Annotated in this window: 18 protein-coding genes; 4 read left to right on the top strand and 14 right to left on the bottom strand. The window is 56.9% G+C overall.

Annotated elements, in window-relative coordinates; translation table 11 throughout:
• The first annotated feature begins 10 nt into the window (after positions 1-10).
• Positions 11-1,123 carry a Verru_Chthon cassette protein C gene (gene vccC, locus G5S37_RS15445; protein WP_165205367.1) on the top strand — a complete coding sequence of 371 codons (1,113 nt, stop codon included), beginning with the start codon at positions 11-13 and terminating at the stop codon, positions 1,121-1,123.
• Positions 1,005-1,754, top strand: a complete 750-nt coding sequence (gene vccD / locus G5S37_RS15440; protein ID WP_165205366.1) for a Verru_Chthon cassette protein D — start codon at positions 1,005-1,007, stop codon at positions 1,752-1,754. Before vccC ends, vccD begins: the two co-directional genes overlap by 119 nt.
• A gap of 283 nt (positions 1,755-2,037) precedes the next feature.
• Here vccD and G5S37_RS15435 read toward each other — a convergent pair whose 3' ends face one another.
• The 6 genes from G5S37_RS15435 to G5S37_RS15410 form a co-directional block, all read right to left on the bottom strand.
• A complete protein-coding gene (locus G5S37_RS15435) occupies positions 2,038-3,345 on the bottom strand; it encodes an amidase (RefSeq protein ID WP_165205365.1) in 1,308 nt (435 codons plus the stop codon).
• A 256-nt stretch (positions 3,346-3,601) separates the two neighbouring features.
• Positions 3,602-4,312: a hypothetical protein gene (locus G5S37_RS15430; RefSeq protein ID WP_165205364.1), complete on the bottom strand. Its 711-nt coding sequence runs from the start codon at positions 4,310-4,312 to the stop codon at positions 3,602-3,604.
• A 194-nt stretch (positions 4,313-4,506) separates the two neighbouring features.
• Positions 4,507-5,463 carry a hypothetical protein gene (locus G5S37_RS15425; protein WP_165205363.1) on the bottom strand — a complete coding sequence of 319 codons (957 nt, stop codon included), beginning with the start codon at positions 5,461-5,463 and terminating at the stop codon, positions 4,507-4,509.
• A 54-nt stretch (positions 5,464-5,517) separates the two neighbouring features.
• Positions 5,518-5,961, bottom strand: coding sequence for an Hsp20/alpha crystallin family protein (locus G5S37_RS15420; protein WP_165205362.1), 444 nt, complete (start codon positions 5,959-5,961; stop codon positions 5,518-5,520).
• Positions 5,962-6,303: 342 nt separating this feature from the next.
• Positions 6,304-6,735 carry an Hsp20/alpha crystallin family protein gene (locus G5S37_RS15415; RefSeq protein WP_165205361.1) on the bottom strand — a complete coding sequence of 144 codons (432 nt, stop codon included), beginning with the start codon at positions 6,733-6,735 and terminating at the stop codon, positions 6,304-6,306.
• 827 nt (positions 6,736-7,562) lie between these two features.
• Entirely contained in the window at positions 7,563-8,468 is a 906-nt protein-coding gene (locus G5S37_RS15410) for a hypothetical protein (protein WP_165205360.1), read from the bottom strand.
• 160 nt (positions 8,469-8,628) lie between these two features.
• Between G5S37_RS15410 and G5S37_RS15405 the strand changes: the two genes are divergently transcribed.
• Positions 8,629-9,090, top strand: coding sequence for a MarR family winged helix-turn-helix transcriptional regulator (locus G5S37_RS15405; RefSeq protein WP_165205359.1), 462 nt, complete (start codon positions 8,629-8,631; stop codon positions 9,088-9,090).
• Positions 9,091-9,557: 467 nt separating this feature from the next.
• On the opposite strand, the gene G5S37_RS15400 is transcribed toward G5S37_RS15405, so the two are convergent.
• On the bottom strand, positions 9,558-10,118 hold the full coding sequence (locus G5S37_RS15400) for a hypothetical protein (protein ID WP_165205358.1): 561 nt from the start codon (positions 10,116-10,118) through the stop codon (positions 9,558-9,560).
• Between the two features lie 287 nt (positions 10,119-10,405).
• On the opposite strand from G5S37_RS15400, the gene G5S37_RS15395 reads away from it, so the two are divergent.
• Positions 10,406-10,681, top strand: coding sequence for a helix-turn-helix transcriptional regulator (locus G5S37_RS15395; RefSeq protein WP_165205357.1), 276 nt, complete (start codon positions 10,406-10,408; stop codon positions 10,679-10,681).
• Positions 10,682-10,724: 43 nt separating this feature from the next.
• Here G5S37_RS15395 and G5S37_RS15390 read toward each other — a convergent pair whose 3' ends face one another.
• From G5S37_RS15390 to G5S37_RS15360, 7 genes are all read right to left on the bottom strand, one after another.
• Positions 10,725-11,297, bottom strand: coding sequence for a C39 family peptidase (locus G5S37_RS15390; protein WP_165205356.1), 573 nt, complete (start codon positions 11,295-11,297; stop codon positions 10,725-10,727).
• A gap of 108 nt (positions 11,298-11,405) precedes the next feature.
• Positions 11,406-12,185, bottom strand: a complete 780-nt coding sequence (locus G5S37_RS15385) for a DUF932 domain-containing protein (protein WP_240914881.1) — start codon at positions 12,183-12,185, stop codon at positions 11,406-11,408.
• A 101-nt stretch (positions 12,186-12,286) separates the two neighbouring features.
• Positions 12,287-13,783, bottom strand: a complete 1,497-nt coding sequence (locus G5S37_RS32705) for a DNA polymerase III subunit beta (protein ID WP_165205355.1) — start codon at positions 13,781-13,783, stop codon at positions 12,287-12,289.
• A 92-nt stretch (positions 13,784-13,875) separates the two neighbouring features.
• Positions 13,876-14,949 (bottom strand): WGR domain-containing protein, encoded by a 1,074-nt coding sequence (locus G5S37_RS15375; protein WP_165205354.1) that lies wholly within the window; start codon positions 14,947-14,949, stop codon positions 13,876-13,878.
• A 53-nt stretch (positions 14,950-15,002) separates the two neighbouring features.
• Positions 15,003-15,428, bottom strand: coding sequence for a hypothetical protein (locus tag G5S37_RS15370; RefSeq protein ID WP_165205353.1), 426 nt, complete (start codon positions 15,426-15,428; stop codon positions 15,003-15,005).
• Between the two features lie 90 nt (positions 15,429-15,518).
• Complete coding sequence (locus tag G5S37_RS15365) at positions 15,519-16,337, bottom strand: PD-(D/E)XK nuclease family protein (protein WP_165205352.1); 819 nt, start codon at positions 16,335-16,337, stop codon at positions 15,519-15,521.
• Positions 16,334-16,885 (bottom strand): hypothetical protein, encoded by a 552-nt coding sequence (locus G5S37_RS15360; protein WP_165205351.1) that lies wholly within the window; start codon positions 16,883-16,885, stop codon positions 16,334-16,336. The genes G5S37_RS15365 and G5S37_RS15360 overlap by 4 nt, the downstream gene beginning before the upstream one ends.
• Between the last annotated feature and the right edge of the window lie 317 nt (positions 16,886-17,202).

Raw genomic sequence — 17,202 nt, 5'->3', positions numbered from 1 at the left:
GAACTCTGTTATGAATGAGAACCCCGGATCATTGAGGCGAGTGGCGGCAGCGCGCGGCTTCACCCTGGTGGAACTGCTGGTTTCCATGACGGTGCTGTCCGTGCTCATGCTCTTCCTCGCGCAGGTGCTGTCTGACACCCAGCGCACCTGGGGCCGGGCCAGGGCACGTGTCGGCGAGTTCCGCGAGTCGCGCGCGGCATTTGAGGCCATTGCCCGGCGTCTTTCGCAGGTGACACTGAATTCCTACTGGGGGTACAAGCTGGACAGCAATGGAAACCCCACTCTCTACCAGCGCCAGTCTGAGCTGCATTACGTAAGCGGGCCCGCAGCCGCCCTCCTTCCCGATGCTCAGCACACTGCGGGACATGCCGTCTTTTTTCAGGCGCCGCTCGGGGAAACCCTCGACACCAGCGCCACTGCATCCGCCTCGTCGCTGGAGAACCTTTTGAACGGCTGGGGCTGGTATGCGCAATATGAGAGCGACCTGCCACGCCGCCCCGACTTTCTAGGGCCCGACATCGCCCACCCGGAGAAGAAGCGTTTCCGTCTCATGGAGTTCCGCCAGCCGACGGAAAGGCTGATGCTTTATGGCGTGGTCGCCGATTCCAAGGGTGGCAGCATGCCCGTGCCGTGGGTGGAAGCGCAGACCGGCAGGGACGCCTTGTACCGGTGGTTTCGTGACTCGCTCGAAGAGGACTCCCAGCCGGTAGCGGAAAATGTCCTGGCCGTACTCATCCAGCCCGTATGGCCAGCCACCACCGGAAATACCGGAGCGAGCACCGATGCCGCGCCCAACTACCTCTACGACACCCGACGCTACCAGTGGCCGGAGACTTCCACCGAAGCCACGCGCTCCCGTCACCAGCTTCCTCCGGTATTGCGGCTCACCCTCATCGCCTTGGATGAACGCCAGTGGAGCGCATTCGACGCCGCGAAGGCGGACGCGCTCGCCCAGGAACTCACTGGGTTGGTAAATAACACGCTCTTTCAGAAGTCTGCAGCCTATGAGCAGGACCTCCAGCGGCTCGAAGCCGAGCTGGGCCAGCGCAAGCTCAACTTCCGCGTCTTTTCCACTGCCGTCCAGATACCGGCGGCCAAGCTCTCCTCCAGCCTTGAAGACTAGACCTGCATCCCCATGCCCGGACGGACACGCCCGCCGAGCGACCCGCGCCTTTACTCTGATCGAGCTGCTGCTCGTGGTCTCGATCATGGGAATCCTGCTCGTGCTCGCGTCAGTTTCCGTCGGTCATGTCGTTGCTGCGCAGCAGCTCACTTCCTCCACCATGCGCTTCACCAATGAACTCGCCTATGCCGCGCAACTGGCCGCGAGGGAAAACCGGCTGATCGGCATCCGCTTTCTCAAACTCCAAGATGAATCCGACCTCGACGCAGCGGAACAATACCGCGCCTGGCAGCTGCTGGCGCCCGACCGCACCACCGGCAAGTGGCGCCCTCTGGGTGAGGCACACCGACTCGATCCGTCCACGGTGATGATGGCGAATGATATCTACTCCACCCTGCTGCACGTTACCCCACTCGCGAGCCCCGATGATGTGGACGACGAGGATGCCACGCCGCCGCTCTTCGCCTTCAAGCCCGGAGGAGGCACCACGCTTCCCAAAGTCACTACCGCTCCTAAATGGTGTGTTACTCTCGCGCTGGCGGTCGACCTTGAACGCGCGCCAGGGAGATTGCCCGCGAATTTCCGCACGCTGGTGCTCAACGCCCACACTGGAGCCATCACGGAATACTGACGCTTTCCTTGCCGGCGAAGGAGAAAGGTACTCATGCTTGCGACCTCACTCTGCTAAAAAACCCATGCACCCAGGGGTTAAAACGGTCTGTCTCCGAGCAAACGCCACGGACATCTTTGTGAACTCCATTAGAATCCCGTGGCAGGTGTGCGCACTTCATACCTTGCGCCTCCGTGGACGGCGCTAGATAACTGCCGCACTTGCTCTGTGATTCACAAACTGGCCAGGGGGTTCTCAAGCGAGCCAATAAATTGTCTCCTGTGTTGCTTGTCTTGTCAGTCCGTCACCTTGACCTGGCGGTTATCGAGGCTGCTGCGCTTTCAACAACGATTCGTCCCGCGTTCAAAAGAGAAGCTTCGCTCCGCAGTGGACCGATCAACTGCAAGCTCGTTACGGGCATCCGCTCTCCCTTGAGGGGAACGGGAATGGCGAGCGCGGGATTGCCGGCGTAGTTGACCGCGGTCGTGTTCTGGAGCGCCAATGCCTTGGCCTCAAAAAGTGCGTGGCGGCCGATCCACGGTATCTTGTAAGGTTGATGCTTCAATGTCGGAAGTGCGATGAAGTCAACTGTTTGAAAAGTCCTATCGAGCATTGCCTGCCAAGCTGGGCGGCGTTTCAACGCCTCTTGATAAATCTTACTTCCACGCTCCAGCCTACCCAGTAGAATGGCAGCCTTCGTTGTAGGAGTAATGCCTTTCTTTGCCAGGAGGTGTTTGTTGGACGCATATCCATCTGTCACGGCGAGGATTCGTCCGTGTTTTTCGGCCTCAAGCCAAGCCGCCGTCAAGCCGGGGCTCAAAGGCACCACTGCGAAGTCCGCGGCCTTAAGCGCGTCATCCACGGCCCGGTCGATGGTGGGATCAGTACCAGGTATACGTAAGCGGCCGATCACAATGCGAGGACTCTCCGGCGTCGCCGCGACCGCCTTCTCATACTCCCTGGAAAATCCGGGTTTCAGTAGCTCCATGCCTTCGACCAAGCGTGGAATGTCCTTGGCCATGGGCCCAACGGTGTCGAGATGCTTCGGCGAAAGCGGATACACCCCCTTCAGCGAAACGAGGCCGAAAGTTGTTTTAAGTCCACATACCCCGCAACAGGCCGCGGGCGTTCGAATCGATCCAGCCGTGTCGGTCCCGATTGCAATGTCTGCCCGGTCGTCGGCCACCGCGACTGCGCAGCCGCTAGAAGATCCTCCGGGCATCAGGCCAATTCCTTGGTCCAAACTGTTTTTGGGAGTGCCAAAGTATTCATTCACTCCGGAGGTCCCGAGGGCCAGTTCGTTGAGGTTGGTTTTGCCCACAAGACAAACATGCTCCTGCCGCAGGTAGTTCAGGCAATCGGCGTCCTGCTTCGCCGGTTGCCCCCATTTTGTAAAGTACTCCGAGCCCACGGTGGTCACTTCGCCTCGCAGATCGATGATGTCCTTGACGGCCACCCGCATTTTGCCCTCCGCTCCCACGGGAGGCGTCCAGTATTGGATGAAGGCTCGATCACCCAAATGCTGCCTGGACGGCGATGTGCACGCACTTAGAAGGCCCACGACAACTGCTAAAACAACAACCGGTTTACGTTGGCGAAAATAGGTGAACATAAAATTCCTGACCATCTCTGACTGCATTTACCGTGACTGTCGCAGCGTCCGTTCCCCGAGTGGCGGCTCCTGCTGGGGAACTCTCAGTGATCACACTGCAAAGCCCGTCCCAGTGTGCTCCTTCTATGAAGTCGCCACGGCACTGGAATCCGAAGTTCCTCCCTTGAGATGAACAAACGGCAGACAAAACAACATCCACGCCATGCTTGAGAGGGCCGTATGCGACATCCTCAAATTTGGACCTCGCGTGCGGCACTCAGGGTTGTCCGTCACTAAGTATGGAGGCCGCTTCCCCGGAGGTTCTCATCTGCGCGGCGTCAAGGTTTAGGACACTTTGCCGGTCGTCGTTGGACACTTTGAGATGCCAGAGAATGGTTTCTGCGATTTCCACCGGCACCCCTTCTGTACCGTACTCGGTAATTGTGGCATCGCTCAGAGCGGGAATCTGGTCGCTTCCAAGCTCCACCATGTGGTTCGTGAGGATGCGAAAGATCGAGTTGGATCGTTCGTCCTGCGGAATCGAGGCCCATGAGCGCTTCTCGCCGATGCTTCCAAGCTCTTTTTCGGTAGGCAACATCTGACTGACATTGGCTTCCTGTAAGAATTCCCCGATGGGCGCCCGAGCCAGTCTTTTCCGCGCTGCAGACTTGGCGTCATTCGAAAGGCTCTCCCAACTGCGGTCTTCACCGATGCCGGCGAGGGCAGATTTTGTTGGATTTGGCATATTATGGGATGCCTCATAAGCCTTGGTCTTGATTTTCTCGGCGCTGGCGGCGATCGCCTGCCTCTCTGATGTTTGGCAGACGCGCTCGCTTCTCGAGTGCAGCGCGTCTGCGCACAGGGTAGTGAATGCCAAGGTTTCATCGATGATCCTTTTAAACTCACATTCACGGCGGTCTCCCGCGACGAGATGCGGAGGAGGTGCAAGAATGTTGGAAGCAACCAAATGGGCTGCAAGGTTTGCCAATTCCGTAGGAGATAAGCCAACAGGCGAAAGATGATTCGAACCGCAAGTCATAAAATCGGAGTTTTAGTGAGCCCAATGATTACAGATCATGGGAGATGTATGGATGAGTTCGCCTCGATTTGGCGATTTCTGGAATGAGGGTGCTGCCCTTCACCCACGGAAGGCAGCACCCGCTCATGACGCACAGTCCAGTCTTAAAGGGTGGTTGCCTTGGGCAGCATCACCACCATCATTCGCTCTTTCTTCTCCACCTTCATTTTCGCGCGGTCTACCGGCCCGGGCAGCGAAATGCGCTGGGTGTACGCAGCCCTGTGAACTTCTCGATCATTGGACTTTAGGCCGGCAGAGCTGCTCTCGCTCCTCGCCTCGATTTGTAGCGTCTGTCCTTCAACCGTGGCGATTACGTTCTCCATAGCTCGATCGGGAAGGAAGATGCGAACCTCGTAACTTTCGCCCTTGTCTTCCACATTGTAGGTGGATCCGAAGCGGTACTCGTCGAAGATGTCCTTGTAGGTGGGGATAAACTTGAAGGCGTTGAAGGAATCCTCGAAAGCGCGGTCCATATCTCGGCGCATCTGCTCCATCCGCTGCATGATCTCCGTATCACGCGCCAAGTACAAGGGAGGTGTTAGCAATCCCTTGGATGATGCGGCAGGCAATTCCCCTTTGACTGGGGTCTTGGGGATAGTCACCACAAGCATGCCCTGCTCTTGTTTCCGTTCTACCACAGGAGTTGCATTGGCCGGTACATCTTTGAGGGTGATTGTTTGCTCGTAGCGCTGCGTCCCTGCCTCTTCCGGGGCCGTGACGCGGAGCGTTTCTCCTGTCAGGTTGACCTCGACTTTGTCGAGGGTTCGGTGCGGCAGGTCCAGGCGGAGCATGTAGCTGTTGTTCTGTTCCCGGAAATCCGCAGACACGGAACCTGCCGGTTTGTTTTGGGTATCTGTTTTGACCAGGCCTTTGATGGCATCCCGGAAGGTTTCCGACATCTTCTCCTGCCATTTTTTCAGATGTTCGGTAATGCCGCCGGATGCTTCTTTTGCGCTTTCAGCACCGAATGCTGATACCGTTGCAAGGGCGGAGGCAAGAACCAAGGCCAGAGCTTTGGTCGCAACGCGGCTGCGGTATATGGATGAAGTTTTTGAGTTCATAGTTTTTATCTCCTCTCTTCAATCAAGGGTTTAAGGGGTGGTCATGGTTTCAGATTAGGTCAGTGGGATGATGCGGGGCTTGATATGCTCGGCTTTCGGGAGCGTGATGGTGAGCATGCCGTCTTCGAGACGCGCTGTGATCTTCTCCCAGACAATGCTTGTGGGGAGGGCGACGGTCCGGCTGAATGGTTGCCCGGCTTCTCCTTCGCCTCGTTTCCAGAAGCGCTGGCCAGAGACCGTCAACATGCGGTCTTTGAGTTCAATGGCGAGATCCTGCCTTTTGATGCCGGGCACCTCCATACCGACGTAGTAGTGATCGGCATCCTCATGGATGTCGGCTCCGAGGTTTTCTGGACCCGTTGCGGTATGATTGCCGCTTCCGCTCCAATCCAGGTCAACTGGCAGCATCGCCGGAATGATCCAGGGATTGCTGCTCCAGTTGCTGCGACGAGCATGGGGGGCGAGCGAAGTGTTGCCCGTTGTGCGATTGTGTTTCATGACGTGGTTCCTTTCTTTGTGCGGTTAGATTCGGATGGGATGGTTCGGTTGAAGCGTCTCGTATCGAGTTTCCCGTGGCCCCACTGGTGAGGCCGCGCCTCGAGGTGCGTGTTTTGTCCGACCGATTTTCGGAGTGTCACCCAACAAGGAGGTCAGTACGACCAAGGCGACGAGGACAGGGCAAAGAAGAATGATGAGCGTCAGCACTAGGGGGCCCAATATCGGTGGAGGCACGAGTCGGCGGATGTAGGACATGTTAACTGCCCGATGGGATTCTTGTCTCCGTGTGCGTGTCGCCGCTTCCATCGCGTAGCGAGCCGGAAGCGGCGCTCGGCATGTGCTTCAGTCAACCTTCACTTCGATCTGGCGAGGAAGAGCCTTCTCATGCTTTGGCACAGTGATTTGCAGCACACCATCTCTAAAGACAGCGTTCACCTTGGTGTGCTCGGCATCATTGGGGAGGGCGAAGGTCCGGAAGAACGTTCCGTAAGGCCTTTCGAGCCGGTAGATTTTACGGCCTTTCTTGTCCTCGTTCGGTTTGCGTTCTCCGCTGACCGTAAGCCGCCCGTTTTCCAGGGTGATCTTCACATCCTCTTTGGGGATCTGGGGAAGTTCCGTAGTGATGATGTATTCCGAGGCGTCCTCCACGATGTCGACGAGGGGAGCCCAGGGCTGGCCTTCGCTTTCGGATGTTCCGTTGGAGATACTGGGTGCCAGTGCGTTGAAGACTCGATTCTGAAGACTTTCAATCTCGCGAATTGGATTCCATCGCATAACAGCATTCATAGCTTGGACGTTGAGTTAGGTAGAGTAGGCGCGCGGGGGGGAAGCTGACAGCCGTCCGCGCATTACGACTAGTCAGCTGGACTCCAGTAGGAATGCCATTTTCCCGCACAACAAAATCTGTACCAGATTGCTTGTGGTGTAAGGTGCTCATAATAAGGACTCTAACGCCGCGCCTTTTGAGCGTTTGAAGTGCAAAAATGTCTCAGTTTTGCAAATTTTTCCCAAGGCTCTGTGTCATGATTTCCCGGCAAGAATTCCCCGCTTTCGGATTCTAAGAAGCCGGTTTTATGGAGCGTTCTTTACAGGCTATGAACACAGCAAACTACCCCAATAGCTTGCCGCAGCGGTTCGTTGGCGAACCCAACTCTGAAGCTCGACAGACCGTGCGTGTAGCAGGTGAATCCGAACAGAAGGATCCGCATCCCAACACCGCCGAACAGTTCGAGGTCTTCTATGACGACCGCGAGGTATACGGCGGTTACTAAACAACGGTGGGGTGCGCGGGGCCTCAAAAAGGCCCCGCAAAGCATGGGTATCTTTCGACGGGCGCAGGCGAGGCAGCATCCCTCCACATCACAATCATTTGAGCCGATGATTGTATGCGCTCTTTGGGCAGCTGTCTCCGATCGGCACACCGCCGTTGGGTTCCCTCGCCGCAGGAGCTTCAGCGGGTTTCTCCGAACAATTCCACGACGAGCAGTCTGGTTGTAGCCAATTGAATCTCACAATTGTTGCTGTGATTGCCGAGACTGCGCGTCACGGATCCTTTCCGTCTCGGCAACGACTTTCCCCGACCTTCAGACCGCGTCAGCGTTCTACTTCCTGCCTACCGGGCTAAGGCCGGTGTAGGGGTAATTCACCGCCGTCTGCCAGGCGATCTCCTGAAGCATACGATTGAGCTTCTCATCCCAATCCGCCCGGTTGGCTTTCTTCAACACACTCACCATCGGGAGTCCTACAGGAGAGCGTCCATAGAGTACCGCAAAATGGAGGTACGCATTAAGCGCTTCCAACGGCGGGGACGGGTGGGCTGCATCGACGAAGAGCTCGCTTTGGGAGTTGAGTCCTGGCATCTGTTTCTGATAGATTTTAGTCCGTAGAGTGACCAGCGCTTGAGCGGTTGGTACGAGCGTCATGATGCGTTTGCCATGACCATACTTTCGATTGATCTCGTCTGCCTGTCGCTCACCTGCGCTGATGTTGCGTTCGTAGAGTTTCTTAAGTTGCACAGGGTTCTTCTCGCGGTGGCCGTTGTTCCTTGAGCCTTTGGGGAAATCCTGGTTGTCAGTGTCACCACCGCCCCAGGATAGTTGGACGATGAACCGCACGTCGGGATTCTGCTTCAGGCCAAGCTTCACAAAATTCTCCACGCCCTCGTCGGGAAACTGGATGGGCGACATGACAAAGGCACCCACTTTGCCTGCTTCCAGCGCGTGTTTGGCTTGATTCTCCCCTTCCGGTAACTCCCAGTGCTGTAGAGTTCTGGAGGCCCCGATCTTTTGCAGCCCCACCAATTCGTGGCCTTGTATGCCTGCGGCCGCCGCCAGTTCTCTTAGCGGCTCCGGAACGTACCACATCAGGCTGTGCGATGCATAAAAGACGCTTTCCCCTTTAAGCAAAGCTGCCGACGGCTTCTGAAGGGCGGCACGCGGCGATCCCTGCGCCTCAGCAAGTCTTGGTGAGGCGAGCAACGACAGGGCCGCAAGGATGAGGGCGGGCATGTGTTTCATAAACGAGCGGGGTGCATTCTGCTGCTGCGTCGGCCTCAAGGATAAATGGATCGAGCAGCGCGCGGTTCCATTTGGCGCGTGAGGAATTGCGTGGAATGGTTCAATTGAAGCAATATGACATCGTGATGTCAATAAGAAACTCCCTTTCGATATGAGTTGTGCCCCCAAACGAACACCCGCAGGCGAGGTGCTCACCGCCCTCACCCTGGACATTTTTCGCCTCAATAATCTCCTTCTCAATGCGGGCGACCGCCTCGTGACCAACCTCGGCCTGACAAGCGCACGCTGGCAGATTCTTGGAGCTATTGCGCGCGCCGGACTTTCCCAGCCCGTCGCCTGGCTGGCGCGCAACATGGGTGCCAATCGCCAGAACGTGCAGCGGATTGTCAACGACCTCCACGAGCAGGGGTTCGTCATCTTTGAGGCGAATCCGCACCATCGTCGTGCGCAGCTTGTTGTTTTGACTGAAAAGGGGCAACGCGTTTACGACGCCGCGATGGTCTTGCAGGCACCTTGGGTCAACAGTGTGACGGAAGGCCTTTCACTCCGCGATCTTGCAGCTTTTAAGCGCGTGCTTCTCACACTGAGGTCAAGGTTGGAGGAATCTCAATAGCAAATCAGACACGGTTGGTGATTCGGTGGGTTTTGTGTACGCGGCTGCAATTTAATACATTGCTAACGGTAGTGAAACAGAGTGCCCCTGGGGCGAGACATGATGGTTGGCGCGAAATGGGCTTGAGTTGCTCGGTACTGAAACCTTGTTTGTGAAGTGACGACCACTCTGCTAGATCGCCCTCGAACGCCAGTCGCGCTGCCCTTCTAAGTGTCGGAGCATGGCACAGTGCACATTGGATCTATTCCGAAGCGGGGCTAGGTGTCTGTTCTTCACCTGAGAATCGATCAGGGCGACATGTCAAATCGGAAGGGAGCGCCGGGGCGAGATCTACGTATCCCGGCCACTGGATCGCATAGCCTTCACTGTGCCAGCTACCCACAATATGTGACAGTCTCATGGAGGTGAGACACAGCTAAGAAAAGACCCTGCCGTTTAGGCCAGGGTCTCTACACTTCATGGTAATCCTAAGAAGCGCTACCATTTTTGACAGCGTTGGCTGGCGAGGGTGTCGGTGGCAACTGACGTACGCGAATAGACTTCACGGTGACATAGCTTCCTTGTGCACTGAATACATTTACCGGTCGATTGACCTTAGAGTAGTCACCTTGATGTTCATACCGGAGGGTTCCGTTCACGTAGATCTGCTGCCTGTCATGCAGAACCACCCAGCGAATGGTGACGAACTGGTCCTTCGGGATCAACCCCACTCCAGGCTTGTGTTGATTATGCGCGGGTCCGCCGTCGACTCTCAATTGGGACTGATTCTGTTCCCAGTTGAAAATCACCTGATCTGCAGCGTACCCGATACGCAGATTTTTGTCATTGGTCTTCGCCTCGATGATAATTTCGACCGGTGGCTTGAACGATTCGTTGGTCGTAATACTGCCGTTCTTCGGAAGCTTCGCTGGAGTGGCTTTGACCACAGGAGTCACTTTGTAAATGTGCTCCATGAAGTTGGGAAGCTGCTGAGCGCCGCCCCAAATAGGCATGATGAGGAAGATGAGCGTTGTAAGTACAGTTTTCATTTGGTATGTCGATTGTGTTTGATGCGTTGCGAGTTGGAATTTTTTTGGCGAGCGCCAGGTCAGTGGCGGAGGGGCAGGACTGCTTCTCTGGCCCGTCTTGGTTGTTACTATGATGCGGACTCTTTTCAGGGCTTCTTCACTTCGGATCGGGGCCTGTTTCTCCTAGGGGCCAGAGGGCCGGGTTGAGGTAGCCGCAGGTCATCTGAAGGCATGAGCTTGTGCAGTAGTACAGGGGTGGGGATTTATCCTCATGCCCGCTTGTAATTTTGTCAACCATGGTGGGCGGAGTGCCTGAAGACCCCGCCAGCCAGATTGTCTCCGAACTGAGCAAACGACTTGCTCAGGAGCGGGAGGCTGCCGGGATTTCCAAGAAGGCGCTGGCCAGCGCAGCTGGATTTGACCGTGCTACCGCGCGTTACATTGAGAATCCAGAAGATAATCCGACCCTGCTGAACCTGGTTCGGTACGGATTGGCGCTGAAACTGGACGTGGGACAATTGCTGTCGGAATGCATGGCGTCCCACTTAACCTCCAAGAAGCCGAAAGCAGGGAAAGGAAAGTAGTCAGGAGGATTCGCTTGGGGCAGGAGCCAGTGAGACAGGGAAGTCACTTACCCCAGCAGACGAGTCCGAAGCCACGCTGCGCCCATTTCGAGCGTGAGAACTCGGACCACAGAACCTCCTTTTGACCCATTAAGCTGCTGAGGACTGGCAAGCCTTCTCCAGCCATGAATACCCTGTTGGGATTCTTTCCGTAACCAAAAAGCACTACCCAGTGCACCTCATTGGGGCGTGGAGTGCGGGTGAGTGTGAGGATGGGATACCCATGGTCAAGGGCGGCTGCTATTTGTTTGAAAGTCAGCTCCCGCTTCACGCTCACGCCAATTCGGTTTGCGCGTAGGCAGCGAATAAGCGGTTCGGTGTCGAGTCCACTGGCACGTCCGGGGGTGCACTGCTCAAAGAAAGTTTTGAGGCAAGCCCCAGGATGGAACGTGTGGAGAATCATTGCCCCGGCCACGAATCCACAGGTATAGCTTTCAATCTGTCTGTATCCGGGGACCTCCAGAAGACACACTTCATCACCGCCAGGGTGCCAAAGGGGGTCCGGCACAATCCGAATGCGTGTGGCTTGAGCGAAGGCATCGAGTGCCTTCTTGGCGTTTCCGATGAAGTCGAACATGATAGTGGGATGCCATCCAATATGGCTGAGTTAGAGGTATCAAATTGTAACCACAGCAAGCTCCGGCAGGTCCTTGAGCCCGCCAGAGCCTTCTGTGTGCTGAGTGGATTACGCGGAGAGTCCGACGTACGTATCGAGCAATCCATGCAAGGCTTCCGTGCGTTTCGGCAGTTCGGCAAGGTTGCCCTCCTTCAGAGACTCGGTGAAGGCGTTGAACAGGCTCCAGACATTCCGCCCTTGAAACGCCTCATGCCGGGGCTCGCGCCATTCATGAAGCACCGGAGGAATCTGCCGATTGCTGCACACGCCGACATCCGTGGCTCGAATGACCAAATCGTGTGCATTGATGTCGGTGATCTCCGCTTCCTTGTAGGCGGCAATGCGCTTATCCTGGTCATGCCATTTCGCCATGAGCAATCCGATGGAGCGCTCGACCAATTGGGGCAGGTCTCGGACGATGAAACGCGTGTGTTTGCGGGCGAATTTAATTTCCCCACTGAAGGACAGATTATCGCAAACGAAGCAGCTTGCTCCGGCAACAATGCCCGCGGGGAACTGCTTGTCGTGGCTGTTTCGTAGTCCCAGCACCCAGCAATAGTCGTCATTGGGTTTTTGCGCATGGATTTCCATCAGCCCAAAGTACCTCATCCCATCGTGTGTCAGGCTGTGCGCCTCGTTGCCGATGCGCAGGCGGGTGGAGGTAAGGGTTCGCTGAACCGTGGAGATGAGCTGGTCATGTGGGATGGGGCACCAGGTTTCCGTGGGGCGGGGCGTGGAGACCTTGCGGACTTCCTTGAGATCCACGGCCTGAGCGCCGCAGTGAAGCACGAGATTCGGACTGCGACGGGGAGGCATGATGACGGGTGGAGGTTCGAGATGGGCAATCATGATGATGGTTTCCTTTCTTTGGTTGTTTCCCAAACAAGGCGGGCCGGTGCACCACGAGGATGCAACCGGCCCGCGCCATGAATGGAGATGTGTGGATGGGACTAGATGCGCACGCCCTGAAGCGAGCGGAGTGTCTGACGCACTCCCTGGATTTCCTTCTCGCTGGCTCTCTGCTCGCGCATCGCGGCACGGAGGGAATCGCCAAGCTTCGAGAGGCCGATGCAGGCTTCGCGGTAGCTGGTTTTGATGCTCTCCAGATGCACAAGGGCAGTTTCGAGTCCGGACTTGGTTTCCTGCTTGTTCGTATTGGCAGCGACGGAAGTGGTGGAACCGTTGGCTGCAGCAGCAGGAGGATGTTGCTCGTGGGATCGCGGGGGCGTTTGCATGGGTGGTGGTGGGGTGGGTTGTGCCGCCGTGGTAGGCGGAGAGTTGGGGTTGGGGGGTGTCGCGTCGACAGGCGGTTGCGGTGCCGTGGGTTCAGGAGGGGGACCTGCATTGTCCCGCACTGGCATCACGATTAGCTGCTTGCCGCCGCTGTGGAGGCGGATGGGAGACTGCGGATCAATGAGGCTGATGACATGCATCCCGAAGCCGAGCCCTTTGATGAGGTAGATGCGATTCAGGTAGAGTGTCATGTCCGGGCCCTCGCCCTTGACGTCAGGCACCGGAACCCGAAGCCACTCATCCTGGGGTTTGTCCTTGCCCATGAGCATGAGATGTCCCTCCTTCCACTCCAGGCCGAGGGTGTGGTAGGTGTCATCATGGCAGGGCATCCGCTGAATCAGCTTGATGAGCGTGTCCAGCTTCGACGGATCAAGCGCGATGCTTGTCTTGATGGTGCTTGGATCCGGGATGGGCGTACGCCAGTCAGGGTATTTACCCTCAATGGTTTTGGTGATGAAACGCCAACGGCGGGTACTGAGTTGGAGGTGCTGGTCGCCGACCCGCATCTGCCATTCGCCGTCGCCGTTGAATTCCTTCCATGCCAGGAATTTGTGAATGGGGATGATGACGGAGTCCTTGAGCGGCAACGTGAATGAGTTGGCCGAATACAAGTGCTTGCCGTCTGTGGCGACGATGTAGTTGGCCTTCGGGTCCATGGAATCAATGAACGTTCCATTGAGTACATACCGGGTCTGGTCATTGCTGGCACACTCCATGGCCTCCAGGAGTGACTCACGCAGGCCGGATGGCAGCGGGATGGACTCGCTCTTCAGCTTGGGAGTTTTCGGGAATTCATCCGGCGAGATGAATGACACCTTGGATTCTCCAAGGGTGTCCCCCAATGGGAACCGGATGATGCTGGTGTCCTCGGTGGAGGTGACTTCAATGTTCTCGCCCTTGCCACAGCTCTTCACGACCTGCGAAAGCTGATCGTAGGGAAGCATCACGGTGGAGGGTGGACCTTCGGCGGGATGTTCCAGGCGTACAGTCACCCAGCGGTCGAGGTCGGTGCTGGTTAGGGCGATCCAGCCGTCGCTGGTGCGTTCCACCTTGATGTTGCTAAGGACGGGAAGGGTGGAGCGAGTGTTGATGACTTTGGCGAGTCCTGTGAGGGCGGGTTTGAGTTCCGCCGCAGGCAGTGTGATCGGTTTCATGATGATAAAGATGTTATGGTTGGGATTGCATGAAGAAGCCCCTGAGCGACGGGCGCACAGGGGCTTTGCGGGTGTGGGTTGTTTATGGTGAATTATGCGGCAGGCTGTACAACCTCGGCCTTGTACTTGAGCTGGGCGGTCGTGCATTCCTCCGCGCGGATGTCCTCCCTCGGACCGAGGTACACCGGCTGGTAGATGGAGCCGGACTCGCGGAAGGCGTACAGGTAGCGGCACTCCACCACGGTGCCCGGAACCGGGATCTCGTGGTTGGGCGGAATGGTCACGTTGCCTGCGGGAACCACCCGGTCCTCGTCAAAGAGGATGAGGGATACACTGCGCTTAGAATTGGGCTTGGTCACGATGAAGGAGGCTGTCTCGCAGAACTTGTGCTTGAGCTGCATGCCGCCGGAAGCAGGACGGCCCGCCGTGTAGTGAGCCATCATGTGCTTGAAGACGACCCCTTCGCGGTGCTCGCTTTGGAGCTGCTCGAACAAGGCACGCTTGTCGCTGAGATGAAGCGCCGTATCCACCAGTCTGAAGTGGGGAGCATCGGATGCCTTGAGAAGCTTGCCCAGGCGCACGAAGCGTTCGGCATAGCAGAGGCCACGCAGATCCTCGCCGTGGAGATTCAGTACATCGAATACGTGAAGGGTATTGCCGAGCCCTTCGCCATCGATGATGAAGTTGGCGGTACAGGCCAGGGCGCTTTCCACCAGGGACTGCGGCAGGGCAATCTCCAAGCCGAGGCGATTGATGCCGGTGACGGTGGAGCCGTCCCGGCGGATGAGGAGGCGCCGTCCATCCAACTTCTCTTGAAGCCACCAGTCGGGGTGGGTGATCAATTCCTGAATGCGGGTCTCCTCGATGGTGTTAAGGAGTTGGCATTGAATGCGAGTGGCCTGTGGCGCCTTGTCTGTGTGCTGGTAGCGGGTGCCGTCTTCTCCGGGGGTGTAGCCCTTGGCAGTCTTTTCCTTCACAAGCTTGTCGTAGATGCCCTTGGCGACCTGATACTCGACAGGCGAAGGTGTTTTGGTTCCAGTGGTGAGTGTGGTACCACGGCGACCGTAGGCGAAGCTGACGACGAAACCGCCATCCCTGGGATCAATGCTGGCGGTGTAAACCTTGTCAGAGGATCCTTCGCGAAAATAGAGGGTGATCTTGTCCATAGTAATGGAGGTGATTGGTGGAAATGGTGAATAGTGGGCGTAGAGGGGCTGACTTATTTGGAATCCTGGACGTCCTTCGGGAGCGCGGTGTGGCTGAGAAGGATCGCTCCCTTGGTGATCCAGAACGTTAGCCACGCGATGAGGGGGCAGACCCCGAGCCAGACAAAAACTTGCACCAACAGACTGATCCATCCGCTCAGTTGGGTGAGGACAAAGCAAGTGAAGCTGGCAAGAAGCCAGGCCCCGCAAACGAGAACCAGGAGTGCCTGCTTTGTGTATTGCTTCCAGGTAGCCAGCAGCCGCTTCATGGCCGCCAGTAAGCGGTGGAACAAATCCACGACATCGCTAAGCCGCGGGGGTGTGACCACATCGGGAAAGCCGAACGGCGGAGGCAGGGCCGCTCCGTCGTGAGTGGATGGGAAGGGCGCACGGATGATGTCCATAAAGCCCGTGTCAGTGAGAACGGATTTTCGTTTCATGTGGGTTTCCTTTCAAAGGATGAGGCCAGCTCTTTGTGAAGAGAGCTGGCCTCAGGTAGATGGGGTATTTGGCTGAGGATGATTGTGGGTTTATGCTCGCCGGCATTCGTTGAAGAACTCGCAGCTTGAGCAATGCATACCCGGTGAAGGCACGAAGTGCGGTTGCTGGAGTCCGTCCAGGTAGGCATCCATCTGCCGATACAGTCGGGTTTCCTGTTGCTGGCTGATGGGAGGCAGCGAGGTGATCACCACTCTGGGGTTCTTGAGCTTCACCAGGTGGTGCAGTTGGATACCAGCCTCGGTGTTGCCGGTGTTGTGCCGGTAAAGGATGGCGTAGCTGCTGGTCTGGATCTCAGTACTATGAGCGACCTTCTCCGGAGTGGGGGTGGAGGCGATGGTTTTGTAGTCGATGATCTTGCGTTGTTGCACCAGATCCAGAATGCCGATGAGCTTGGGCAGGCCATGCCGACGCAGATCTGCTTCGACAGGGACTTCCACGGCATCGGGCTTTACCTCCGCGGGAACATGATGTTCCCGCAGGTAAGTGTCCACTAGGCGCCAGCCGGTTGTTTTTTCCTCTTCTTCCTCGCCAGGATCCCAGTTTACCGAACCTTCTGTATTGTCCGCCCATGCTGCTGTGTAAGCATCATGAGCTTGTTTGAGCGTAAGTGGGTTTTGGAGCCATCTGGCTTTGTTCCAGCCCTTCAGCACAGCGTGAACCGTGTTGCCGAGATGGAGCGAGGGAGTCTTGGGCTTTGTGAGCTTGAGCACGTAGCGGAACCAGAACTTTAAACGGCATTGCAGGAACAGCGCCAGCCGTGAAGCCGAGACCGTTTGCTGCAAGCCGGTGATGATGTCCTGCTCGCTGGGCTCGGCTTGGGGTAGGGGAGATTCAGCGAGGGTAGTCATGCTGCTTGTTGGGTGGGGCGTTGCTGCCAGCGCGTCTGGCGTGGTGCGGGCTTGCCGACTTTCACGAGGAGGTCTTCAATAAGTTGTGAAGCCTGCATCTTGTTGAGCTGCTTCACGCCAGCGCCGAAAAGCTGATTGGCGAGGTGTTCGACCTCACCTTTGTCGAGCTTGTTCTCGTTGACGATCCGCTGGATAAACCCTTTTTGACCGTCTGTGCAGTTCCATCGGTCACCGAATCCCTTGGCCTGATGGGTTCCGTTGGTGCTGCCGTTGTGACGATCGTTGCCGTTGACTTGGCCGTGGAAGCCATTGCCATGGTGATTTTGACCGTTGGCGTTCATGCCGTAGGTGTTGTTGTCGGGAATGAACCCCACTTCCTGAATGTCTTTGTCCACTGCCGACTGAAGCAGCGCATAGAGACGGGCGCTTTCAGCTTCGACCTGGCTCAAATCGGTGAGCTCGGTACGGATGCTGATACTGTACTGATGGGAAGAGTAGCCGGGAAGACCCAGCTTTTTCGCGTAGTTGGCTTCAAGTACGATGGCCATAGTGGTACGAGTTTGGTGTTTGTTGGTGCAGATACGAAGAAGGCCAGCCCTGTTGAGGCTGGCCTGGCTGCAGTGTGTGATGGTGAATGTAAACCTACGTCCCTGTTTTGGACGTGACATGCTGTGGGGAAGTTTCCGTGGCCTGCAGGCTGCTGGCGGTTTGCCAGCCCGGAGATCCGAGGAGCGCTTGGCGCAGGAGTACGTCGGTTAGGCGCGTCATGGGCATACGCCTCCTTCGGCTTTCATGGTACAGGACTGAAACCATGAATCTGGAAATGACAGGGCTGTAGTATGTTGGCCTGGGCATAGGCTCAGTG

Source organism: Roseimicrobium sp. ORNL1, assembly GCF_011044495.1.
Taxonomy (GTDB): domain Bacteria; phylum Verrucomicrobiota; class Verrucomicrobiia; order Verrucomicrobiales; family Verrucomicrobiaceae; genus Roseimicrobium.
The sequence above is the reverse complement of the archived record's forward strand: the minus strand, read 5'-3'. Positions and strand labels throughout refer to the sequence as shown.